The 22,665-nt window shown below is 34.4% G+C and carries 29 protein-coding genes; 24 read left to right on the top strand and 5 right to left on the bottom strand.

Features of this window, described 5'->3' with window-relative positions; translation table 11 throughout:
- Positions 1 to 16: 16 nt before the first annotated feature.
- From ACSVDA_RS11225 to ACSVDA_RS11265, 9 genes are all read left to right on the top strand, one after another.
- A complete protein-coding gene (locus ACSVDA_RS11225) occupies positions 17 to 1,120 on the top strand; it encodes a prephenate dehydrogenase (protein ID WP_485883242.1) in 1,104 nt (367 codons plus the stop codon).
- Positions 1,121 to 1,143: 23 nt separating this feature from the next.
- The gene (gene aroA / locus ACSVDA_RS11230; protein WP_485883337.1) at positions 1,144 to 2,421 is read left to right on the top strand and encodes a 3-phosphoshikimate 1-carboxyvinyltransferase; all 1,278 of its coding nucleotides are present in this window, start codon (positions 1,144 to 1,146) and stop codon (positions 2,419 to 2,421) included.
- Positions 2,422 to 3,022: 601 nt separating this feature from the next.
- Positions 3,023 to 3,928 carry a hypothetical protein gene (locus ACSVDA_RS11235; RefSeq protein WP_485883243.1) on the top strand — a complete coding sequence of 302 codons (906 nt, stop codon included), beginning with the start codon at positions 3,023 to 3,025 and terminating at the stop codon, positions 3,926 to 3,928.
- Positions 3,929 to 4,169: 241 nt separating this feature from the next.
- Positions 4,170 to 5,426 (top strand): tetratricopeptide repeat protein, encoded by a 1,257-nt coding sequence (locus ACSVDA_RS11240; RefSeq protein WP_485883245.1) that lies wholly within the window; start codon positions 4,170 to 4,172, stop codon positions 5,424 to 5,426.
- An 80-nt stretch (positions 5,427 to 5,506) separates the two neighbouring features.
- Positions 5,507 to 6,043, top strand: a complete 537-nt coding sequence (locus ACSVDA_RS11245; protein ID WP_485883246.1) for a ReoY family proteolytic degradation factor — start codon at positions 5,507 to 5,509, stop codon at positions 6,041 to 6,043.
- Between the two features lie 152 nt (positions 6,044 to 6,195).
- Positions 6,196 to 6,663 (top strand): YpiF family protein, encoded by a 468-nt coding sequence (locus ACSVDA_RS11250; RefSeq protein WP_485883247.1) that lies wholly within the window; start codon positions 6,196 to 6,198, stop codon positions 6,661 to 6,663.
- 152 nt (positions 6,664 to 6,815) lie between these two features.
- Complete coding sequence (locus ACSVDA_RS11255; RefSeq protein ID WP_320208518.1) at positions 6,816 to 7,325, top strand: Rieske (2Fe-2S) protein; 510 nt, start codon at positions 6,816 to 6,818, stop codon at positions 7,323 to 7,325.
- Between the two features lie 3 nt (positions 7,326 to 7,328).
- Complete coding sequence (qcrB, locus tag ACSVDA_RS11260) at positions 7,329 to 8,003, top strand: menaquinol-cytochrome c reductase cytochrome b subunit (RefSeq protein WP_320208519.1); 675 nt, start codon at positions 7,329 to 7,331, stop codon at positions 8,001 to 8,003.
- 49 nt (positions 8,004 to 8,052) lie between these two features.
- Positions 8,053 to 8,829, top strand: coding sequence for a c-type cytochrome (locus ACSVDA_RS11265; protein WP_485883339.1), 777 nt, complete (start codon positions 8,053 to 8,055; stop codon positions 8,827 to 8,829).
- A gap of 98 nt (positions 8,830 to 8,927) precedes the next feature.
- On the opposite strand, the gene ACSVDA_RS11270 is transcribed toward ACSVDA_RS11265, so the two are convergent.
- Positions 8,928 to 9,395: a YkyB family protein gene (locus tag ACSVDA_RS11270; protein ID WP_485883249.1), complete on the bottom strand. Its 468-nt coding sequence runs from the start codon at positions 9,393 to 9,395 to the stop codon at positions 8,928 to 8,930.
- 485 nt (positions 9,396 to 9,880) lie between these two features.
- On the bottom strand, positions 9,881 to 10,099 hold the full coding sequence (locus tag ACSVDA_RS11275) for a hypothetical protein (RefSeq protein WP_485883251.1): 219 nt from the start codon (positions 10,097 to 10,099) through the stop codon (positions 9,881 to 9,883).
- A 141-nt stretch (positions 10,100 to 10,240) separates the two neighbouring features.
- Between ACSVDA_RS11275 and ACSVDA_RS11280 the strand changes: the two genes are divergently transcribed.
- Both ACSVDA_RS11280 and crcB read left to right on the top strand, forming a co-directional pair.
- The gene (locus tag ACSVDA_RS11280) at positions 10,241 to 10,621 is read left to right on the top strand and encodes a fluoride efflux transporter FluC (RefSeq protein ID WP_485883253.1); all 381 of its coding nucleotides are present in this window, start codon (positions 10,241 to 10,243) and stop codon (positions 10,619 to 10,621) included.
- Positions 10,622 to 10,639: 18 nt separating this feature from the next.
- Positions 10,640 to 10,999 (top strand): fluoride efflux transporter CrcB, encoded by a 360-nt coding sequence (crcB, locus tag ACSVDA_RS11285; RefSeq protein ID WP_485883255.1) that lies wholly within the window; start codon positions 10,640 to 10,642, stop codon positions 10,997 to 10,999.
- 102 nt (positions 11,000 to 11,101) lie between these two features.
- Here the strand turns inward: crcB and ACSVDA_RS11290 are convergent, their stop codons facing one another.
- Positions 11,102 to 11,965, bottom strand: coding sequence for a metallophosphoesterase (locus tag ACSVDA_RS11290; protein WP_485883257.1), 864 nt, complete (start codon positions 11,963 to 11,965; stop codon positions 11,102 to 11,104).
- 204 nt (positions 11,966 to 12,169) lie between these two features.
- Here ACSVDA_RS11290 and fadH point away from each other — a divergent pair, with 204 nt between their 5' ends.
- The 3 genes from fadH to ACSVDA_RS11305 all read left to right on the top strand — a co-directional run bounded on the left by fadH (position 12,170) and on the right by ACSVDA_RS11305 (position 14,159).
- The gene (gene fadH / locus ACSVDA_RS11295) at positions 12,170 to 12,934 is read left to right on the top strand and encodes a 2,4-dienoyl-CoA reductase (protein WP_214480026.1); all 765 of its coding nucleotides are present in this window, start codon (positions 12,170 to 12,172) and stop codon (positions 12,932 to 12,934) included.
- A 161-nt stretch (positions 12,935 to 13,095) separates the two neighbouring features.
- The gene (locus ACSVDA_RS11300; RefSeq protein WP_320208525.1) at positions 13,096 to 13,335 is read left to right on the top strand and encodes a hypothetical protein; all 240 of its coding nucleotides are present in this window, start codon (positions 13,096 to 13,098) and stop codon (positions 13,333 to 13,335) included.
- Between the two features lie 299 nt (positions 13,336 to 13,634).
- Positions 13,635 to 14,159, top strand: coding sequence for a DUF3993 domain-containing protein (locus tag ACSVDA_RS11305; protein ID WP_485883259.1), 525 nt, complete (start codon positions 13,635 to 13,637; stop codon positions 14,157 to 14,159).
- 50 nt (positions 14,160 to 14,209) lie between these two features.
- Here the strand turns inward: ACSVDA_RS11305 and ACSVDA_RS11310 are convergent, their stop codons facing one another.
- Positions 14,210 to 14,449, bottom strand: a complete 240-nt coding sequence (locus tag ACSVDA_RS11310) for a glutaredoxin domain-containing protein (protein WP_485883261.1) — start codon at positions 14,447 to 14,449, stop codon at positions 14,210 to 14,212.
- Between the two features lie 197 nt (positions 14,450 to 14,646).
- Complete coding sequence (locus ACSVDA_RS11315) at positions 14,647 to 15,618, bottom strand: MBL fold metallo-hydrolase (protein WP_485883263.1); 972 nt, start codon at positions 15,616 to 15,618, stop codon at positions 14,647 to 14,649.
- Positions 15,619 to 15,795: 177 nt separating this feature from the next.
- Here ACSVDA_RS11315 and ACSVDA_RS11320 point away from each other — a divergent pair, with 177 nt between their 5' ends.
- From ACSVDA_RS11320 to ACSVDA_RS11365, 10 genes are all read left to right on the top strand, one after another.
- On the top strand, positions 15,796 to 16,032 hold the full coding sequence (locus tag ACSVDA_RS11320; RefSeq protein WP_320208528.1) for a YkuJ family protein: 237 nt from the start codon (positions 15,796 to 15,798) through the stop codon (positions 16,030 to 16,032).
- 42 nt (positions 16,033 to 16,074) lie between these two features.
- Positions 16,075 to 16,224 (top strand): hypothetical protein, encoded by a 150-nt coding sequence (locus tag ACSVDA_RS11325; RefSeq protein WP_320208529.1) that lies wholly within the window; start codon positions 16,075 to 16,077, stop codon positions 16,222 to 16,224.
- A gap of 281 nt (positions 16,225 to 16,505) precedes the next feature.
- Positions 16,506 to 17,024: a ribonuclease H-like YkuK family protein gene (locus tag ACSVDA_RS11330; protein ID WP_485883265.1), complete on the top strand. Its 519-nt coding sequence runs from the start codon at positions 16,506 to 16,508 to the stop codon at positions 17,022 to 17,024.
- Between the two features lie 87 nt (positions 17,025 to 17,111).
- Positions 17,112 to 17,555, top strand: a complete 444-nt coding sequence (gene cbpB / locus ACSVDA_RS11335; RefSeq protein WP_485883267.1) for a cyclic-di-AMP-binding protein CbpB — start codon at positions 17,112 to 17,114, stop codon at positions 17,553 to 17,555.
- A gap of 61 nt (positions 17,556 to 17,616) precedes the next feature.
- The gene (gene ccpC / locus ACSVDA_RS11340) at positions 17,617 to 18,483 is read left to right on the top strand and encodes a transcriptional regulator CcpC (protein WP_485883340.1); all 867 of its coding nucleotides are present in this window, start codon (positions 17,617 to 17,619) and stop codon (positions 18,481 to 18,483) included.
- A 97-nt stretch (positions 18,484 to 18,580) separates the two neighbouring features.
- Positions 18,581 to 19,291, top strand: a complete 711-nt coding sequence (dapD, locus tag ACSVDA_RS11345; RefSeq protein ID WP_485883269.1) for a 2,3,4,5-tetrahydropyridine-2,6-dicarboxylate N-acetyltransferase — start codon at positions 18,581 to 18,583, stop codon at positions 19,289 to 19,291.
- A gap of 218 nt (positions 19,292 to 19,509) precedes the next feature.
- Positions 19,510 to 20,652 carry an N-acetyldiaminopimelate deacetylase gene (locus ACSVDA_RS11350; protein WP_485883342.1) on the top strand — a complete coding sequence of 381 codons (1,143 nt, stop codon included), beginning with the start codon at positions 19,510 to 19,512 and terminating at the stop codon, positions 20,650 to 20,652.
- A 78-nt stretch (positions 20,653 to 20,730) separates the two neighbouring features.
- Complete coding sequence (locus ACSVDA_RS11355; RefSeq protein ID WP_320208790.1) at positions 20,731 to 20,973, top strand: YkuS family protein; 243 nt, start codon at positions 20,731 to 20,733, stop codon at positions 20,971 to 20,973.
- A 336-nt stretch (positions 20,974 to 21,309) separates the two neighbouring features.
- On the top strand, positions 21,310 to 21,852 hold the full coding sequence (locus tag ACSVDA_RS11360) for a peroxiredoxin (RefSeq protein ID WP_214480013.1): 543 nt from the start codon (positions 21,310 to 21,312) through the stop codon (positions 21,850 to 21,852).
- A gap of 328 nt (positions 21,853 to 22,180) precedes the next feature.
- A complete protein-coding gene (locus ACSVDA_RS11365; protein ID WP_485883272.1) occupies positions 22,181 to 22,636 on the top strand; it encodes a TlpA family protein disulfide reductase in 456 nt (151 codons plus the stop codon).
- Positions 22,637 to 22,665: the final 29 nt, after the last annotated feature.

A 22,665-nucleotide genomic window follows, 5' to 3' on the forward strand; every position in this document is an offset into this window, starting at 1 on the left:
CTATAGGTGATTAAATATGAATAAAAGAGTATTAATTATAGGTTTAGGTCTTATAGGTGGATCAATAGGATTATCAATTAGTAAAGCACATAAACAAACAACAATTATTGGGTATGATATTAATACTCATAACTTAAAACTTGCTAAAACTTTAGGTATCATAGATGAAATTGCTATATCTATAGAGCGAGAAGTAAATAGTGCAGACTTGATTATTCTTGCGACCCCTGTTAGACAAACAGAAATATTAATTGAACAGATGGCACAGTATAAGTTTAAGCAATCAGCTATCGTTACTGATGTAGGGAGTACTAAACAGTTTATAGTGTCAAAAGCGAATATATTCCGCGAAAAAGGTGTTACTTTTATTGGTGGTCATCCGATGGCAGGTTCTCATAAGAGTGGAGTAGTAGCTGCGAAAGCACATTTGTTTGAAAATGCATTTTACATTTTAACTACACCTGAAGATGTTGGTATTGAACATGTAAACGATTTGAAGGAGTGGTTAAAAGGTACAAATGCTAAATTCATTCATTTATCTCCACAGGAGCATGATAGAATTACTGGGGTCATTAGTCATTTTCCACATATTATTGCAGCAAGCCTTGTACATCAGGCGGAAACGTTTCAAAATGAACATGAGTTTATAAGTAGACTAGCAGCTGGAGGCTTTAAAGATATTACAAGAATAGCTTCAAGTAATCCGGAGATGTGGCGTGACATTTTACTCCATAATAAAGATGAATTGTTACATCTATTCAACCACTGGACTAGTGAAATGGAAACAATTCGAAAAATGATTGATAATGAGGATGGTGAAGGAATCTTCTCTTACTTTTCTTCAGCAAAACGTTTTCGTGAGTCATTACCAGCAAAAGCTAAAGGTGCCATACCATCATTCTATGATTTATATGTAGATGTACCCGATTACCCTGGGATTATCTCTGAGGTAACAGGGTATTTGGCATTGGAGAAAATAAGTATAACAAATATACGTATTATTGAAATACGAGAAGATATATATGGAGTTCTTCGCCTTAGCTTTCAATCGGAGGAAGATCGAAATAAAGCAGTTTCCTGTCTTGCGAAGCATACCAGCTACGATACGTATTACGGATAGAACAAGGAGTGAACCTATTGAAAATGATAAAAACGGAGGTACCTAGCTTATTAGGGACCTTACATATTCCAGGGGATAAATCAATCTCTCATCGTGCAGTGATGTTTGGTGCAATTGCTAATGGTAAAACGACAATCAACAATTTTTTAGCGGGAGATGATTGTTTAAGTACAATTGATTGTTTTCGCAAAATGGGTGTTGCCATTGAACAAAATGACGATCATGTGGAAATAGAAGGAAAAGGGATTGAAAAGCTAAACGAGCCGTCTGATATATTAAATGTAGGAAACTCAGGTACGACTACAAGGTTAATACTTGGGCTATTAGCAGGCTGTGATTTTCATGCATGTTTAATTGGTGACGATTCGATAGCTAAAAGGCCGATGGGAAGGGTTACTATTCCATTAAAAGACATGGGAATTCAAATAGATGGGCGCTCAAATGGAACATTAACCCCATTATCAATTCGTGGAGGCAATGTCAAACCTACACAATATATTTCTAAAGTTGCTAGCGCACAAGTGAAATCTGCTATTCTTCTAGCGGGGTTACATGCTAATGGTGTGACATCTGTTACAGAACCACATAAGTCAAGAGATCATTCTGAGAGAATGCTACGTGCATTTGGAGCTGACGTAAAGGAAGATGGACTAACTGTATCTATTGAGGGTAAACAGCCTTTAACTGGTACGAATATTCAAGTTCCAGGAGATATATCATCAGCCGCTTTTTTTCTAGTAGCTGGAGCTATTGTTCCTAACAGCAACATCACGTTAAAAAACGTTGGGGTTAACCCGACACGCACTGGGATTTTAGATGTGCTACACATGATGGGGGCAAATATTAATATAACGAATGAGCGTTTGGAAAATTTCGAACCTGTAGCTGATATTAACATTACAACATCAGAATTAAAAGGTATAGAAATCGGTGGGGATCTTATTCCAAGGTTGATAGATGAAATACCGATCATAGCCCTGATGGCTACCCAAGCTAAAGGTGTAACAGTAATTAAAGATGCGGCAGAATTGAAAGTTAAAGAAACGAATCGTATTGATACAGTCGTTTCACAATTAATAAAGCTAGGTGCAGATATTACTGCTACTGATGACGGGATGATTATTAATGGCACGACTAAGCTAACAGGAGATCACGTCGATAGCTTTCATGACCATAGGATAGGTATGATGCTTGCAATTGCAGGATGTATTTGTGATGGAGAGATGACTTTACAAAATGATGAGGCTATATCGGTATCATATCCAAACTTCTTTCATCATTTAAATAGTCTTATCAATTAAAGTACGTTAGCTTTTTGTAAGGATTCCCCACCCAAAGAGGTGGGGTTTTTTAATAGGAGTAGAGCTGACATACTGATGTTTAGTTTTACTTTTCCGAGAGGATTTTAGTTATTTATTGTGTAATGAATAACTAGATTAATGGGTTGTAACAAATCATTTGTTTTGGCATAGATTGTTGTTTTTCCTACAAATAAATAAACATGAATACAACTAGATTTAGTGGCATCTTATCTTCTGTAAAAAGATGATTTTTGAGTAAAACGACACCTCTAGCTTCAAGTTTAGGTACTATAGCACAATGTTTAAGAAAAGAGCCTGGCCTTTGTTTTTTATACAGGTTGAACATAAAAGCGTCTGTATTTTCAATAGCGATGTTAATTATTAAATTTGAAAAATTTTGTAAGAATAGTAACAAAGCTAATCGATAGAGCATTATGAAAAGATCGGAATATGTGTAATCGTACTTGGTTAAAAAATGCTTTCGTAAGATATATTGATTGAGATGGAGAGAGACGTTATTGATTTCATAATTTGTGTCATAGTTACCATGCTTCGTACATAGCTTGTCATAAGACCTTTTTATCATTTCAAGGGGGATATTATGGCATATATTATTGATGAAGCCAAAGTGTTAAGAAGTAATGGAGTCGAAGCATGTTCGATTTTTGTTAAAAATAATAGGATTGACTTTATAAGAGAAAACGCCAACAGGTTTCGTTCGCTTAAGATGAACGTGGATAGTTTTATCGTTACACCTGGTCATGTGATGCTTGATTTATCACTATCGACATCCCTCCCCTTTCAATTATTTAAACAACACCTTCGAACTCATTTCCTCGTGAAGGGCTGTACAACAATACTTGTTATTTGTAAAATCCCTTATGAAAATCAGCTAATGAATGAACTCAATAAAGTTCGGAGAAATTTAGTTAACAGTCCGATCGATTATTACATTGGAGTACAAATTTCTTTGAAAACATTAACCCCTTCTTTTGTACGAGCTTGTAAACGAAATAAAATACCAGTAATATTAGTTGAAATTGAACGTGAAGATGATTTATTTGATGTACAGTGGGGATGGATTAGCGAAGCATTATTTTTATATCCAATTGTATTTATCCCTGTTTGGCAAAATGGATCAAAGCAAGAGCAAAAAAAGCTTACGAAGATTTGGAATCATCATACATCAACACATAAAATTCCAACTATTGCAGAATGTCCACAAGAGGGAAGACCGTTGTCAAAGGAAATATTAACAAAGATAGGAATCTATCCGGCTAAAGGGGACATTCGAGTTGGAGGGGAAGTTGATTATAATTTGTATAGCAAGGAAGATCAAGTAAAGAAAGTTGCTCAAAAAGCATTTGTCGATTATCATAATCATAACCCCGCTATAACGGTGCATAAAGGTGTAGTTATTAAATCAGGTGACAAAATCGATTTTCGTCCAGGTTTTGGAAATGAATGTAGTGTTAAAATTCCTGGGTATTTTTCTGCACCTACATAAACAGAACATAATTAATACTTGATGTGATAATAAAATAAGAAGGATCTTTTCACAAACTTTGTGGCTCTTGAGGATCAATATGGGAAAGCAGGAAATAAAGTTATGCAGTTGACCTCATTTAAAATAAGAAAAGATGCCACAACTGCTTGGTTTATACGTATTTATTTCTTATAACGAAAACCAACAATCAATGTGAAAACAGCCAATAAGAATGAGTTTAAAAAGAGAGGATTACTGTTATATGAGTACAATCGATAAAGCGTTAAGTTATATAGATAATGGAGATGTAGAGAGAGGTATTGATCTTCTAAATAGTTTAAAGCTAAACTGTACAGATGACGAAAAGTACCGAATTGCGGAGATATATTTCGATTTAGGGTTCGCAAATGACGCCAAAGTTATGCTTGAGGAATTGTTACTACTTTATCCTAATGAAGGAGAGTTATTAACTTTCTTGGCTGACGTGCTGATCGACTTAAATCATGAAGATGAAGCAATTGAGGTATTAAATACTGTATCCAAAGAAGATCCATCATTTCCTCAAGCGTTATTGCTGCTTGCAGATTTATATGAAATGCAAGGTTTAGAAGAGGTTTGTGAGCAAAAATTATTGGAAGCAAAAAGTATCCTACCTAATGAACCACTTATTGACTTTGCCCTTGGAGAATTTTATCTAAGTCATGGATATTTTAATAAAAGTCTAATGTACTTCATTCGACTCGTAGAAAATAGTGAAACAATTTCAGGAGTAAATCTTAATCAACGTATTGCAGAAGCATACAGTTCAAGCGGTGAATTTGAAAAGTCACTTCAATATTATCAAGCAGCACTCGAAGATAATGTAGATATTAATTTATTGTTTGGTTATGGATTTACGGCTTACCAAGCTGGAAACTACCAAACCGCAATTAAGAAACTCACTGATCTTAAGGAGATCGATCCTGAATATACTTCATTATATTTATATTTAGCAAAGTCTTATGAGCATGAGGGTGCTACAACTAAAAGCTTGGAAGTAGTAAAAGAAGGACTTGCAGTGGACGAATATAATAAAGAATTATATTATTATGCAGGGAAATTAGCGATTTCAGCAGGTGAGAATACAGATGCCATTCAATACCTATATGAAGCCTTAGCTTTAGATCCAGAATACGTCGAAGCAATACATACGTTAATTGAACTATTCATGATTGAGGAGAACTATGACGAGGTTGTAAATACAATTGAAGAAGCAAAAAAATATGGATTAGATGATCTCCAGTTTGCTTGGCAAACGGCAAAAGCTAAAAGCAAACTTGAAATGTTTTCAGATGCATTAAAACATTATCGTCTCGCATATACTTTCTTTAACAATGATATTGCATTTCTTGAAGAGTACGGTTATTTCTTAGTTGAAGAAGGCCTGAGAGATGAGGCGAAAACAGTTTTTTCACAGTTACTTGAACTAGACCCTGCGAATACGGAAATTGCTGATATGTTATTACAAATGGATTATTAATGATTAATTGTATCATGTTGTCTAACTGTATAGCTGTTAATTGTTTTCCTTTTATAGTTGAAAAGGAGGGAAGGAAGAGTATGGCGATTCCTGTTTCTGTTAATGAAAAAAAAGATTTTATTCGTTGGTTCTTAAGTAACTATCAATTAAAAAGAAGAGAGTGTGTTTGGATCTTAAACTACTTAATGAGTCATGATCAACTAATGAAACACGTTCATTTTGTAGAACAATCGCAATATTGCCCTCGAGGAATTATTATGTCAACACATTGTGTTGACGATGTTCCCTTTCGTTTTTATAAAGAAAATGTGATGACAACAGATGCTGAAAAATCCTTTCATGACATAAGGTTAAATCGGGAAGAGGAGATTTATATACAGCTAAACTTTCGAGCATCGATACATTCTCCCAATTATGCTGCTGTTTTAGAGGAAAATCCATATATTCCAAAACAGTTGCATATCAATGAAAAAGACCGCATTTTAGCTGAGAGGTTTTTAGAGGATTCTATAACATCGTTCCAAAAAGAAAAACTGCTAAAGTTGATTGATGAGGCGCTTGACTGTGATGATAAAGATGAATTTAACCGATTAACTGAGATTTTAAAGAAAATATGAACATTTTATGAACTTTTTTTATTGTATGTAGCCTTGCGTTATAATTTAGCAAGGTTTTTTTTTATTTGTAGTTTTCTTATGAATGTAATTATGATATGTTTTTTGCTAGTAAGGAAATTTAGTTTTCAAGACTGAATGATGGAGGGATAATTTTGAGATGGACAATCAAGGATATTGACATGTATTTGAAATCGGCAGACTATGTTGATTCTGCTATCATTCCACTAATACCATTCGGTTTAGGTTCAAATATCAAGTCAACTGTAACTATGGGAGAATTCATAGGAATGATTACTTATGAGTTGGAGCGCCAATTTAAAGGAAGGTTATTGCTCTTACCACAGTTTACATACATGCAAGATGAGGAAATAGAAACGAAGAAAAATAAGTTGTTTACGTGGTGTACTGAATTAAAAGCTAATGGCATAAAGCATATCTTCATTTTGACAAGTGATAGTGAGTGGAAGCAAATTGAATCTATGATGGAAGATATGTTAATCTGGTTGCCCGCCTTACCACTTGAACATTTAGATGACGAAGCCTACAATACAATGATGAAAGAACAAGTAAATCAATTAATTCCACTTTTTATTAACATGTGGAGAGAAAAAAACAAATAAATCTCTATATTAAGACACATAGTTGACATGTTTTAAGAGAATGATAATATTGACCTCATTGGCATATTGATATATCATGAGTATGTCCTAGTTTTATATGTGTATAATGTATGTCCGAGAAGGACCTAGCAATGTTTAGAGGGGGGAAAAATATGAGCGAGAAAAATCACCGAGTTTCTAGACGACAATTTTTGAACTACACTCTTACTGGTGTCGGTGGATTTATGGCGGCAGGGATGCTAATGCCGATGGTTCGCTTCGCAGTTGACCCTGTACTTAGACCATCGGAAGAACAAGAAATGCTTCCTGTTGCACAAGTTACAGATTTAACAAACGAGCCGCAATCGTATTCTTTTAAAGTCCATCAAGTTGATGCATGGTATGAGTCTGAGGTTCCTTATACAGCTTGGGTGTATAAAGATGAAAAGGATGAAATCGTAGCATTGTCACCTATATGTAAGCATTTAGGCTGTGTTGTAGACTGGAATACAGATGAAGGCAATCCTAACCATTTCTTCTGTCCATGTCATCTTGGTCTATATACGAAGGATGGAACAAATGTACCTGGTACACCACCTTTGGCACCGCTAGATGTGTATGATTTTAAAGTAGAGGACGGGACGTTATATCTAGGAAAAGCAAAACCACGAAAGGAGGCGTAATTAATGTTAAACAAGATTTATGATTGGGTTGATGAGCGATTAGACATTACGCCTTTGTGGCGAGATATAGCTGACCATGAAGTACCTGAGCATGTTAACCCAGCTCATCATTTCTCAGCATTTGTTTATTGCTTTGGAGGCTTGACATTTTTTGTTACTGTCATTCAAATCTTATCTGGTATGTTCTTAACGATGTATTATGTTCCAGATATTGAAAATGCATGGAAATCTGTTTATTACTTGCAAAACGAAGTAGCCTTTGGGCAAATTGTACGCGGAATGCATCATTGGGGTGCTAGCTTAGTTATTGTTATGATGTTTTTACATACGCTACGAGTATTTTTCCAAGGAGCATATAAAAAGCCACGTGAACTTAACTGGGTTGTTGGAGTTTTAATATTCTTTGTTATGCTAGGATTAGGATTCACAGGCTATTTATTACCTTGGGATATGAAAGCGCTCTTCGCTACTAAAGTAGGACTAGAAATAGCAGTACAAACACCGTTAATAGGTGAACAATTAAAAACACTATTAGCTGGACACAGTGAAATTGTCGGGGCACAAACTTTAACCCGTTTCTTTGCTATTCATGTATTCTTCTTACCAGGAGCTTTACTCGGATTGATGGGAGCCCACTTCTTAATGATCCGTAAGCAAGGAATTTCAGGTCCACTATAAAATATATGAATAATTGTATATACCTTAAACAAAGGAGGGAGAATTGAATATGCATCGTGGAAAAGGGATGAAATTTGTAGGTGATTCCCGCGTGAAAGCGGTAGAAATGCGTAAACCGAATATCCCGAAAGATTATTCGGAATACCCAGGGAAAACCGAGGCATTTTGGCCAAACTTCTTATTGAAAGAATGGATGGTAGGAGCAGTCTTTCTTATCGCATACCTAATATTAACAGTAGCCCATCCATCGCCTTTAGAGCGTATGGCGGACCCGACTGATACTGGGTATACTCCACTGCCTGACTGGTATTTCTTATTCTTATATCAATTACTTAAATATACTTATGCGTCTAGTCAGTATACAGTATTAGGTGCATTTATTATGCCAGGATTAGCATTTGGTGCATTATTGCTCGCGCCATTTCTTGATCGAGGACCAGAGCGTCGTCCTCTTAAAAGGCCTTTAGCGACAGGGTTTATGCTATTATCAATCGCTGGAATTACTTTCTTAACTTGGGAATCTGTAGATCAGCATGATTGGGAATTAGCTAAAAAGCAAGGAGAAATTGTTATTGTTCCTGACGTTGAGGTAGATACTGATGCTGAAGGTTATAAATTATTAGAGGCAAATACTTGTTTATCTTGTCACGGTAATGACTTATTAGGTGGATCTGCAGCACCAGCACTGATCGATACAGGCTTAACTGTTGATGAAATTACAAATATTGTGATTAACGGACAAGGGGCAATGCCTCCAGCCATTTTCAAAGGAACTGATGAAGAACTTCAAAAGGTTGCAGAGTTTATCGAAAGCTTGAAGCCTTAAAAAAAGCTGACTTTTAGTCAGCTTTTTTTTATTAAGGGGGTTTTTACACTTGATTAATACTATCGTACCAATAGAACAAAGTTTACAGAAAGAGCTGTTTAAAAATAACTTTGTCCAAGTTTTTTAAAAATTGGTTTCTTATGTCGTTGAGAAGATGGAGGTGCTTTATCTGTATGATCTTCTTTAACACCGACGTAAGTTTGAAGTAGCATTTTTGCCTGTGACAATGGCATATGCGTCTTAGGGTTACGATATGATTGGTTTAAATCCCCAAGATGTGGAAGTTTTGAAAAATCATCTTTTGTAGGGGGCATATGGAAAAAATAATCACCAGCAGACACGAGTACATCTGATTGCTGAATGCTGTTTCGAGGATTTCTTGAGAAGTGAAGGCCAATCTTTTCCGCCTTTTTTTCGGCTACTAGTTTTTGCAGAGCTTTTCGCTTTAACAGATACAGAAATTTAGGGTTTGTAGCTGTTTTAGCATGACGGTTTACAATGAAGATAGCCTTAGTGAGGTTACTAATAGTAGGTTTCAGTGGAGGAATTTCATTTGAGTTATTCATAGTCATCACCTTTCATTTATCTTTTAATAATAGTTGTTTTCGCATAGATTGTTGTTTCGTACTAAAAAATATTCACGTTTACGGCTAGAATTTCAGTCATTTTTTCTTCTATAAAAAAGATGACTATTTCGTAAAACGACATATTTAACTTCTAGTTTACGAAAAATTAATTAGCATGTATATATATACCATTATACATTTTGTGTATGAATTTGCAAAAAAAAAAGATATATCGAGAAAATAGTTTATGCTTGCTGGTAAAATAAATCACACTGTACGCTTATCGATAATGAGTGTGGCTGAAGAAATCAAGAGGACACTTAACTTAAGTCCTCTTGAATATTGGTAAATAGACAGCAAATGTTTAATATTGTTAATTAAAGGCTCTTTTCGTAAACTTAGTTTCTTTTTGTTTTTGAATAACTAATGTGTACGAATGATTTTTATAGTCTTCAACGAAAAGCAACATTTAATGCGAAAACATCCTAATTAAAAGGTTGCTTTCTATACGAATAAGGATAATTATAACCAATACCGTAAGGATTACCGTAACCTCCCCCATAATAATATCCTCCGCCGTAGGGGTAGCCGCCGTAATAAGGAGGATAATATGGTGGTCTAAAAATATAAGGGCTTATCGCAAGCCCAGCTAAAAAGGGGAGGAATGGGAATCTTTGATAACGTTGAAAATGATGTGGATACATATTTCATCCGCCTCCTATCGTTCATTCTTTTCATCATATGGGGGAAAAACGGAAGTTGAGCTTGATTACTTACAAGCTGTGCAGGAGGATTAAGCCTATATTTAACCTTTCTTCAAGTTTTTATAATATAGGAGTGATTAGATGTTGGTCTATTTAACACAAGTATTGTCTGTCGGAATTGGGGGGGCATTGGGTGCAAGTGTACGTTATTTATTGCAAGTTGGTCTTGGAAATGACTTTTTTCCAATTGCCACTTTTATTGCAAATATGGTAGGCTCCTTCTTATTAGGTTTGTTATCAGGACTAACAGTGAGATATGAAATAAAAAACACCATCAAACTATGTCTTGGAACAGGTTTTTGTGGAGGGTTTACAACAATGTCTGCTTTCGCCGCAGATATATATATTTTAAATACTCAGCAATATTCAAGTGTAATGATTGTTTATATAAGTATAACGTTATTTCTAGGCTTAATATTATCTTTTATCGGGATAGTAATTGGACGAGGAAAAAAAAGTTAGTGATAGGAAGGTGAAGTGGTGTTGACTATTTTGTCAATCATGCTTGGGGGAGCGATAGGAGCAATGAGTCGATATAGTATCGGTTTACTCATTTCAAAAAAAAAGAATCATTCTGGGTTTCCGGTTTCAATGATCATTGTTAATTGGATTGGCTCCTTCGGTCTAGGTATCAGTGTTCATTTTATAAATGGTTTATACCCTCATGCTCAATCGTTCATAACAATAGGTTTTTTTGGAGCGCTTACTACGTATTCAACTTTCAGCGTGGAGGCAGTTGAATTAATCTTAGAGAAAAAGTATGTAAGTGGTTTATCATATATACTCCTCACGTTCATAGGAAGCATTGGTTTATATTTTTTAGGGGTTAGCTGGTTTTAGAATGTGTTCACTCCTATCAATTAGTGAGAACACGTCAGGATAGGAGTTTTTTAATAACGCTTATAGTAGAATAAAATGCTAGAAATATGCTCTAGCCTATTTTTAAGCATTAAGATGGAAGACTGTAATTTCTGGCTTAGACAAAAAACGGAATGGGAGGCGTGTTGTCCCAATACCACGATTTACATAGATACTCAAATTGCTTTCTTCTACTTCATAAAAACCCTCAACATATGTTGTTGCTAGTGGAGGGGTAATCAGTGGACCAAAAAAAGGAAGCTGTACTTGCCCTCCATGGCTATGACCAGATAGTTGAAGATGAATTGGGTATTTTGATGTCAAATGAGCAGCATCTGGTTCATGTGCTAATAATATCGTGAATAGCTCTTGGGGAACATTTTCCAAAGCTTTATCATAGTCAGGATGTCCTAGTAATAAATCATCAACTCCTACTAAACATATTTGACTACCATCAGGTAAACTAATAACAGTTGATTCATTTACTAGCAATGTAAATTCTGCTTTGTTCATAATTTCAAGATATAGATTTGATCCATAGCCACCATGGTCATGGTTCCCGTAAATAGAGTATTTACCTAGTGGGGCTTTAATACTTTTTAAAATTGGTGGTATTTTATCAGCATCTTTAAATGTCATAGGACTATCAATTAAGTCACCTGTAAATAATACTATATCTGGTTTTTCTTCGTTAATTTTATTCACTGCATTTTGAAGTTGCTTCAAATTATAGTTATATCCAATATGTAAATCACTAAATTGAACAATTTTTAGACCCTCAAAATTGTTGGGAAAAAGTTGATGGGATATATTTTGATGGACTATAGAAAGTTGTTTTGGCTCAATATACCTTGCATAATAATAACCTAATGAGGTTGCTAACAAACTACCAACAGTGATAGAAAATGAGCGTTTTAAAAATGTTCTTCTCGTTTGCTTCTGTGTCATTTTATTTTTCAACCTACCTATAAATACAAATAAAATCTATATAAATCTTATGTTTATTATACTTGTTAGCAGAGAGAATAAAAAGATAGAATAGTAACATACATTATTTTCTATAAACTTAATTAAAAGATTAGAAAATTTAGAAAAGACATGGTATGATTAAAATGAATGGACATTCATTCATTTTAAAAGGGGGTTCACATGATGAAAGATAAGGTCGTTATAGTAACTGGTGGTTCTAGTGGAATGGGTAAATACATGGCAATGAAATTTGCTCAAGAAGGTGCGAATGTTGTCATTACAGGGCGTAATGTGGAAAAACTTAATGAAGTTAAAAAGGAAATAGAAACCTTTGACGGACAAGTGTTGACAGTACAAATGGATGTTAGGAATATTGAAGATGTTTCACGAATGGTAAAAGAAACTGATGAAAAATTCGGTAGAATTGATTCACTAGTAAATAATGCGGCAGGTAATTTTCTAGTTCCAGCAGAAAATTTATCTGTAAATGGCTGGAATGCAGTCATTGATATTGTGTTAAACGGTACATTCTATTGTAGTTCAGAGGTTGGAAAGTATTTTATAGATAAAGGTATAAAAGGAAGTATCCTAAATATGGTAGCTACATATGCCTGGGATGCAGGTCCTGGAGTTATTCATTCGGCATGTGCAAAAGCTGGTGTTTTGACAATGACAAGAACTTTAGCAGTTGAATGGGGAAGAAAATACGGGATTAGAGTGAATGCTATTGCACCTGGTCCGATAGAAAGAACAGGTGGAGCTGAGAAATTGTTTATTTCTGAAGAAGCAGCAAAGCGTACACTCCAAAGTGTTCCATTAGGTCGATTAGGAACACCTGAAGAGATAGCTAGCTTGGCGTACTATTTATTATCAGAAGATGCTGCATACATTAATGGTGAATGTGTGACGATGGATGGTGGCCAGTATTTAAATCAAATCCCATTTTAAGAAAAAATAACAAAATAGAAGTCAATATAAGGGATATACCAAATAATTTCTTTGGTATATCCCTAGTTTTATTTAGTAAATATCACCATAAAAAATACGTCTGAATATAGATAACTTATTTGTGAGAAAGTAAAAAAAGGATGTGTGAAGGTGGTGATTCAGTGAATAATTTAACGTTTATACTGATGATTATTTCGATTCTTATATTAACGATCGGTCTAATCTATACCTACAGGTTAGGAAGGGCACTAAAGTTGCAACAAGATGAGTATGATCCGGAATTAAATGAAAAGGTCCAAGATCATCCAGTTATGAGAAACCCTATTTTTATAACGTATTTAATAGCACTTGGATTGGTTGTTGCTTATATGATTTATTTAGCTGTTAACTCAAATTGGTAGCCAAGCCAATTTGAGTTATTTAGTTGTTAACTCAAATTGTCACCCAAGCCAATTTGAGTTATTTAGTTGTTAACTTAAATTGGTCTGCCAAGTCTTCTCTTAACCCTATTCTCAATAAGATTTTCAAGAATAGGGTGTTTTTGTGTGCACCACTATAGTTTATGTAGAAAAAAACAACATTAGTGTAGAAAAAAATGTCAAAATATTATGGATATTTACGAACGATTTATGCTAAATCAAGTCATATTTGTTGATACAATGATATTAACTTAAAAATCTAGTTAAGAGAGGAGAATTTTTTGGTCAATTACTTCACCCAACTGTTGCTGTCTATCGCTTTGTTATACTGTTCTGTTGAAGATACGCAATTATATACGCTCCCCTCAAAGGAAAGCATAATAAATCATCTCCAAGATGCCTTTAACACACAAGTCTCCTTAAGTGAAGATTATCGTACACATGAAGAAATCACTGAGTTACTCTCACTGTATTTTAATGATGAATTTATGAATCAGTTTATAAGTGAGAATGTTGTTCAAGAAGAAGGTGGTTACATAACTCTCGGAACCGATTTTGCACGTTATTACATTCCATTTTTTTCATATACAGATCAAACAGTAGTCACATACGACATACAATTGCAGCAAATATATATTTATGAATATTTTTTAGAAGAAAATAACATTTTATTTACTAGTCCTGACCATTATGAAATTGTCACACTTAGCAAAGTTGAAGGTGAATGGAAAGTTGTGGGGATTGAAAGTAGCGAGAGTAAACCGAGACGAATTAGCGAAATTGAAAGAACAAACAAGGTGGAGTAGACTCTCCACCTTGTTTGTTTTGTATAACCCACGTTAAAACAGACTCTCGACTATTCTTCTATATTAAGTAGATTTCCTAATTTTGTGAGATCAAAACCTTTAACAATTTCATCACCAACAATAACTGTTGGTGTAGAATAGGCTTTATATTCATTAATTAAACGGTCTCTTTCACGTTTATTTTTTGTAATGTCGATCTCTTGATATGTTATCTTGTGGTGTGCCAAAAAATTTTTAACAACCTCACAAGGTGGGCAGTCTGGTTGGCTATATACAGTGATGCTTTTCATAACAAATCGTAGGCCTCCTGACATATTGTTTTAAGCTGTATTCAGGTTAAGATATAGGGATCTTAGTTTCTTGTACTTTAGTAATGATGCTAAAAACTATTCTAATTGTTTCGACATAGTTTAACAGATTGCTAAAGTATGTAAGCAGCTTTGTCGACCTTTATTGTAACATATGCAAAAAAACTAAAACATGTAGCTCATCCTTCATGGGCTATTTCTTCAACCAAATCATTCTTAACTAAATAATCTACAATACCCATTGCACAGACTGACATATCCATAGGTATAATATTGTATATCGGATGGTTTTCGGGAACTCCTTGCTCGTGAAGATAAGTAGAAATCATTGTTAATAATTCCCCAGTTACTGCTTGAACTTTATGTTCATTATTTTTTTTAATACCTCTAGTTCCTGCATCAATAAATTTCGGTAACCAATAATGAAGTTGACTGAATACTTCCTCCACATTTGTAGTCATGCCGTAATGTCCAAAATAAATGGATTTTAAATCTAGTTGCTCAATCATTTTTGCAGAATGTAACATTTTTTCTGGGTCAAATTGATTTGGAGATGTTGAAGGTAAGAACAGCAAGATATTTAGCTCACTTAATTGTTTGTAATAAATGCCTAAAGTATCACCTGTAAATATTCCTTTACTTATTGGATCATAAATACTAAAATGATGATTTGCATGGCCTGGTGTATCGTAAAAGGTTAACATTCGATCCTTACCAACTTGAAGTTGTTCTTTATCCTTCATAATTACAATTTTGTTATCTTCGATTGGAACAATTGGGTCAAATAATGTATTGAAATTCATTCCGTAGACTGCTTTAGCGCCTGCTATTAATTTGGAAGGATCAACTAAATGTCTTGCTCCTTTAGGGTGTACGATAACTTTAGCATTTGGACAATGTGATAATAATAATCCAGCCCCTCCTGCATGATCAAGATGTATATGGGTCACGATTATATAAACAATCTCTTCAGGTTCGACTCCTATATCAGCCAAACCCTTCAATATGTATGGTATAGATGGACTAGCACAAGTTTCTATTATCGTTGGCTTATCGTTTTTAATTACAAAAGTTCCAGTCCTTTCCTGCATTCCTAAATCGAAATCGTCAATTAAAAATATATCATCAAAAATTTGAACAGGCATACTCAATTGTACCTCTCCCCTTTGCAAAAAGAGTATTTAATACCTTTTATTGTATGTGCTTTATTTATATAAGTAAAGTAATGAACAGAAAATTCAGAAAGATAAATCGTGAAAAATAGTGATGAAAATTTCATTGATAGTAAAACATATATAATAACCCATGTAGTAAAGGAGAGCGATATGATGTCACAATTACAAGCAATCATAAATCGTCTCAATAGTTTGCGCGAAAATACGTTGCAGGGAGATTTATCCCAGCGATTTTTTGAAGTGGAAGGAGAAAAAAAATGCAGTGTTAAATTCTTTCAAAATAATAATGCTTTTGAGTTGGAAGTTTTTGAAAAAGGAGAGCAGTCTAAGCGATACCAATTTGATAATATTGATATGATTGCAATTGAGATATTTGATTTAATTCAGTAATTGAAAAAAAATTATCGTTATGTTATTCAGGGAGGTGGTTGATTGTTTCCAGATATTTTTGTCGTTTGTCCACAGTGTAAATCAACATCAACGATAACTTCTGTGTTAACAGCACAATCAAATCAAAATGTTATTTATACATGCCCTAAATGTAATTTCGTTGCACGGAATATCGAAACGAGTAAAGGATGAGCCCTCTATTAAAGAGGGTTATTTTTTTGTCGCATTCAAAGTTGCTTTTCGTAATAAAAGCTATAAACGAATAAAGCTAACGTTCGTTGCATCCTTTCTTCTCTATCAGCAATAGAATCATTTCATACACACCATTTATTCAAAAATACGTAAAAAAATAACAAACTTTATGAAAAGAAGCTTACGAAATGAACCATTCTTTTTATAAGCATTTATTTATTGAACTATTTCATGCAAGATTACGTATAGTATAGTAAATAAAGCCAGGGGTGGGATAACAATTGAATGATAAGCTCATGTTTTACAATATATCGGAAACGAATATGTCATTTGAAACAGTTATCAGTAGAATTACTGAATTCATGAAAAGTGACCCTCATTCTCTTTATGTTCTGTCGATAGGTACAGATTCACATATTCATAAAAAAATTACTCGTTTTATTACTGCTATTCACTTACATAGGGTCGGTAAAGGTGCATGGGGATGTTTGAAAAATTATAATTTATCTCGCCCGGTTCGAAGTTTACGGGAAAAAATATCTTTAGAAACTAGTTTAAGCCAAGAAATTGCTTATGATTTTACGACAAAGTATGTAACAGAGTTATCGGAGGTTATTTTACCTTATATTGATAAAGGGGCTGATTTTCGATTAGAAGTTCATTTAGATATCGGTAAAAAAGGAATGACAAAGGAATTAATACATGAAATGACAGGGAGAATTACTGCAATGGGAATAGAAGCAAAAATTAAACCAGATTCCTACGCTGCTTTTAGTTATGCAAACCGCTATACAAAGTAGTTACGCAACAGCCCTTACATAAAGTATTATTGTTAATAGTGTGATACAATAAAAAGGAAAATGAATAGTTAAAGGGGAAGATCAGCAATGATAAGCTTACACAGTAGTGAATTCTTAGAAACAAACATTAAGGATTTACTTATTCCAGCTGATAAAGTGGCCCATGTACAAATAGGGAATAGTTTAGAGCATGCCTTGTTAGTATTAACAAAGTCTGGATATACAGCAGTACCTGTATTGGACCCAATGTATCGTTTACATGGTTTAATAAGTTCTACGATGATATTTGATGCAATTTTAGGCTTAGAAAGAATTGAATTTGAGCTACTTGAAAATATGAAAGTTGAAGACGTCATGAATAGTGATATTCCAAGATTATATGTAAGAGATTCATTAACTAAAGGTTTAAATTTGGTCGTTAATCACCCGTTTGTATGTGTACAAAATGATGATGAGACGTTGGAAGGAATATTTACCCGAAGAGCTATTTTAAAACAATTAAATCGCCACGTACACAAATTAAATAAATAGCATTGCTCGCTTATATTTCATCTATGGAAGCGATAAGAAAAACTGAGTTAGAGGTATGAACATGCAATTTTCAGAGTTTCAATTATTAGTTGTGTTAGCTCAAGAATTAAATATGCGTAAAGCTTCAGAAAAGTTATTTGTATCTCAACCTGCGCTGTCACAAAGGCTTCATTCTATAGAAAAAGCATGGGATACTCAAATATTTCTTCGTTCCCAAAAAGGATTAACATTAACACCGTCTGGTGAAAAAATTGTAAACTATGCAATGGATGTAGTTAAGAATGAAGAAAAGGTTCGAGAAGAGATCAACAAGTTAGACCAAGAAATACACGGAACTTTAAAAATAGCAGTTGCAACTATTATCGGACAGCACTGGTTACCGAATGTGTTAAAGCAGTTTGTCAATACTTATCCACATGCAAAAATATCGTTAATAACAGGGTGGAGTAGTGATATTTTAAAAAGCTTGTATGAGGATTCAGTGCATATCGGTATTATCCGTGGTAATCCAGAGTGGAAGGGTGTAAAAAAGCATCTACTGTCGGATACTCTATATTTAGTTGATACTGAAATTAATAAAATAGAACAGGTTTTAGAAACTGAAAGGCCTTTTATCCAATTTAAAAGTGACTCGACTTATTATCAAGAAATACAAAATTGGTGGCATCGTCAATTTCAGACAACACCTAAAAGGACAATTGTTGTAGATCAAATTGAAACGTGCAAACAAATGGTTTTACATGGAATTGGCTATGCCATCCTACCATCTGTTACTCTAGATGGGGATTCTAACATGTACCGAATCCCATTATTAGATGAAAATGACCGCCCAATTACTAGAGATACATGGTTACTTGGTTATGAATCTGCATTTCAGCTAAAACAAGTTCAAGCATTTATTGATATAATAAAGCAATCAAAACAGTAACTTTGTAGAGTTCTAAAACAGTTGTCACATACTCTTTTGTCTGTTAAAGTATAACAGAATAACTAATTAAACAAGTAAAGCTGTGGAGGTATAAGCCATGAAAATGATGGATGCTAACGAGATCATATCTTTTATTTCAAATAGTAAAAAATCAACCCCTGTAAAAATATACATAAAAGGTGAGTTGGAAGGTCTTGAGTTTGGTGCTAATTCTCAAACATTTATTACTGGAGATACAGGAGTAGTTTTTGGAGAATGGGAAGACATTCAATCTGCTTTAGAGAGCAATAAAGAAAAAATCTCTGATTACGTAATTGAAAATGACCGTAGAAACTCTGCTATTCCAATGCTAAACCTTAAAAATATAAAAGCACGAGTTGAACCAGGTGCGATTATTCGAGATCAAGTTGAAATTGGAGACAATGCTGTAATAATGATGGGAGCTTCTATTAATATTGGTGCAGTTATTGGTGAGGGAACGATGATCGATATGAATGCTGTTCTAGGAGGACGAGCTACAGTAGGGAAAAACTGTCATATCGGAGCCGGCGCAGTATTAGCTGGTGTGATTGAACCACCTTCAGCGAAACCGGTTGTAATTGAAGATGGTGTTGTAATCGGAGCAAATGCAGTTGTCCTTGAAGGAGTTACTGTTGGACAAGGTGCAGTAGTAGCTGCTGGAGCTATTGTTATTGATGATGTGCTTCCAAATACGGTAGTAGCTGGTACTCCAGCTCGTGTAATAAAAGAGATTGACGACAAAACAAAATCAAAAACAGAAATTATGCAAGAGTTAAGAAAACTTTAAGTGTGATAGGCCAAAGGCTCTTTTCGTAAACTTTGTTCCCGTTTTCAAAAAATGGTCAGCATGAAGAGTATTGTAAGAACTCAAAAATGTTAAAAGTAGAAAAGATGCCGATGAATACATACTTCATTTAAGAACGAAAAAGTAACAATCTAAAGTAATGCTAAGCGTGGACAAATAAGTCCACGCTTATGTTTTAAGGAGGTATAAATTTGAGTGAAATGAACCGTTTTATAAAAATCCGAAGAGACTTACATCAAATTCCAGAATTGGGATATAAAGAAAATAAAACGCAACAATACTTAATTAACTACTTATCGACTCTTAATGCTGACCGCTTTGTTATGAAGAAATGGAAAACTGGCTTATTCGTTAAAGTTGCTGGAACTAATCCACAACAAACGGTAGGTTATCGAGCTGACATTGATGGGCTTCCTATTACTGAAGAAACTGGGTATGAATTTTCAAGTAAACATCAAGGCAATATGCATGCGTGTGGACATGATTTTCACATGAGTATTGCGTTAGGCGTGCTAACTCACATTGTAAATCACCCTATTCGTGATGACGTTCTTTTTTTATTTCAGCCTGCTGAAGAAGGCCCTGGAGGAGCGTTACAAATGCTTAATAGTGAGATAATGAAAGCGTGGAAGCCAGATGAAATATTTGCGCTACATATAGCGCCAGAATATCCTGTTGGAACTATTGCGACAAAAGAAGGGTTGCTTTTTGCGAATACATCAGAGTTATTTATTAATTTGAAGGGGAAAGGTGGTCATGCTGCTTATCCACATCTTACGAATGACATGGTTGTAGCAGCTTGTTCACTTGTTTCTCAATTACAATCTATCGTTTCGAGAAATGTCAATCCACTTGATAGTGCCGTTGTTACAATTGGCAAAATTACCGGTGGAACAGTACAAAATATTATTGCAGAAAATGCAAGGTTAGAAGGAACGATTAGAACTTTGTCTGAAAAAGCAATGAACAATGTAAAGGATCGAATAACATCTATCGTGAATGGGATCGAAATAGGGTATCAATGTGAAGTAGAAATCGACTTTGGATCAAACTATTACGAAGTGAATAATCATAGTGTTAAAACTCGTGAGTTTATGCAATTTGTAAACAACCAAACAGACGTCAAGATGATTGAATGCACTGAGGCTATGACAGGTGAAGATTTTGGTTATTTAATCAAGGATATTCCTGGCTTCATGTTTTGGTTAGGAGTCGACTCTCCCTACGGGCTACATCACGCAAAACTTATGCCAAATGAACAAGCCATACCAGTAGCCATAAACTTAATCACACAATATATTAACTACAAGCAGGGTTTGACCCCCACTAATTTACCGAGTTAAACGGTAGGGGGTTAGGCCCTTTTATAATGAATATTTTATAGGATGTTAGCCACATTAAATGTGAGGAGGTGGTTTATGATGGCAAAAGTAGGAGTTGAGCAATCGTTAACCCAAGTACAGCAGGCACTTGAAGAGAAGGGACATCAAGTAGTTCAGTTACAACAGGAAAGTGACGCTCAAGGTTGTGATTGTTGTGTTGTAACTGGACAAGACTCCAACTTTATGGGAATGAGTAATGTAGCAACAGCTGGCCCGGTTATCGAAGCGAGTGGTTTATCTGCAAATGAAGTGTGTCAGAAGGTAGAAGATAAATTAGGCTAAGGTGATTAAAGAAATTAAAAGACGACTAGGAAATCAAACTCTTCCTAGTTTTCTTTGTATGGAATAAACAACATTTATGTTAGAAAAAACAACTCAATTGTCATGATAGTACTATTAATGGGGCGTAATATTTTTCATCCGTTAGTTTGTTTGATAAACTATTATGTGTAGAATACAAATGAAGCACAAAAAATATAATAACTATCTATTTAAATTAATTATAATTTAATATTGACTAAAAACACATTGTATATTATAATTCTTTTTGTTAAGATATTCATTAGTGAGAATTCAATATAATAATTCTCAATTACAATAATATTGGAGGTAATACATATGGCAGAACGTCTTGTAGGTAAACAAGCACCACGTTTTGAAATGGACGCAGTTTTAACAAATGGAGAATTTGGTAAAGTAAGTTTAGAGGAAAACATGAAAAATGATAAATGGACTGTGCTTTTCTTCTATCCAATGGATTTTACTTTTGTATGTCCAACTGAAATTACAGCTATTTCAGATCGTTACGAGGAACTTGAAGATCTAGATGCTGAAGTAATTGGTGTTTCAACTGATTCAATTCATTCTCATAAAGCTTGGATTAACACACCAAGAGACAGCAACGGCTTAGGTCAATTAAACTATCCATTAGCTGCAGATTTAAACCACGCTGTATCAAGAGATTATGGTGTTTTAATTGAAGAAGAAGGAATTGCTCTTCGTGGATTATTTATTATTAGCCCTGAAGGGGAATTAATGTACCAAGTAGTACACCATAATAATATTGGACGTGAGGTTGAAGAGGTACTACGTGTACTACAAGCTCTTCAAACTGGAGGTCTTTGTCCAGCTAACTGGAAGCCAGGTCAAAAGACACTATAATTCACTAAGTATTAACAACACTTTAAATGCAAATAGACATGTGCAACTGCAACATATAGAAGGAAGGGTCTAACGAATATGTTAGACCCTTCCTTAGCATCATCGGTGTAATTATATTAATAAAGGCTGTTCAAAAAGTCTGGATAAAGGATGTAATATTTCACGGTAAGTGACATTTTGAGTAGTACATCCTGCACTTATGGTAACCGAAATTACTAATTTGTAGTATGTGCGACTACAAGTTACTCGGAGAGATAAAAACAAGATAATACCAGCATTACGCCTTTTTATCTTCCTTTTTGAACATGCTCTTATAGGAGTGAATTAAATGAAATTAAGAGAACAAATGCCAGAATTAACCGGAGCAACAGCTTGGCTAAATGGTGAAGTAACAAAAGAGCAACTTGTAGGTGACAAGCCAACGTTAATTCATTATTGGTCAGTTAGTTGTGGGTTATGTAAAGAAGCGATGCCTCAAATAAATGAATTTCGTGACGAATACAAAGATAAATTGAATGTCGTAGCAGTCCATATGCCACGATCAGAAAAGGATTTAGATATTGAGAAGGTAAAAGAAGTTGCTCAAGAACATGATATATCGCAGCCCCTTTTTGTAGATAACGACCATAAGTTAACGGACGCATTTGAAAATCAATATGTTCCAGCATATTATGTGTTTGATAAAGAAGGAAAACTGAGACATTTTCAAGCAGGTGGAAGTGGTATGAAAATGTTGACAAAGCGTGTGAATCGTGTTTTAGAAGAGTCGGAAAAAGCTGAATAATAATAACAAATGTAAGCCCAAAGTTAATT

The sequence above is a fragment of the Cytobacillus sp. Hm23 genome (genome assembly GCF_051842895.1).
Taxonomy (GTDB): domain Bacteria; phylum Bacillota; class Bacilli; order Bacillales; family SM2101; genus Nanhaiella.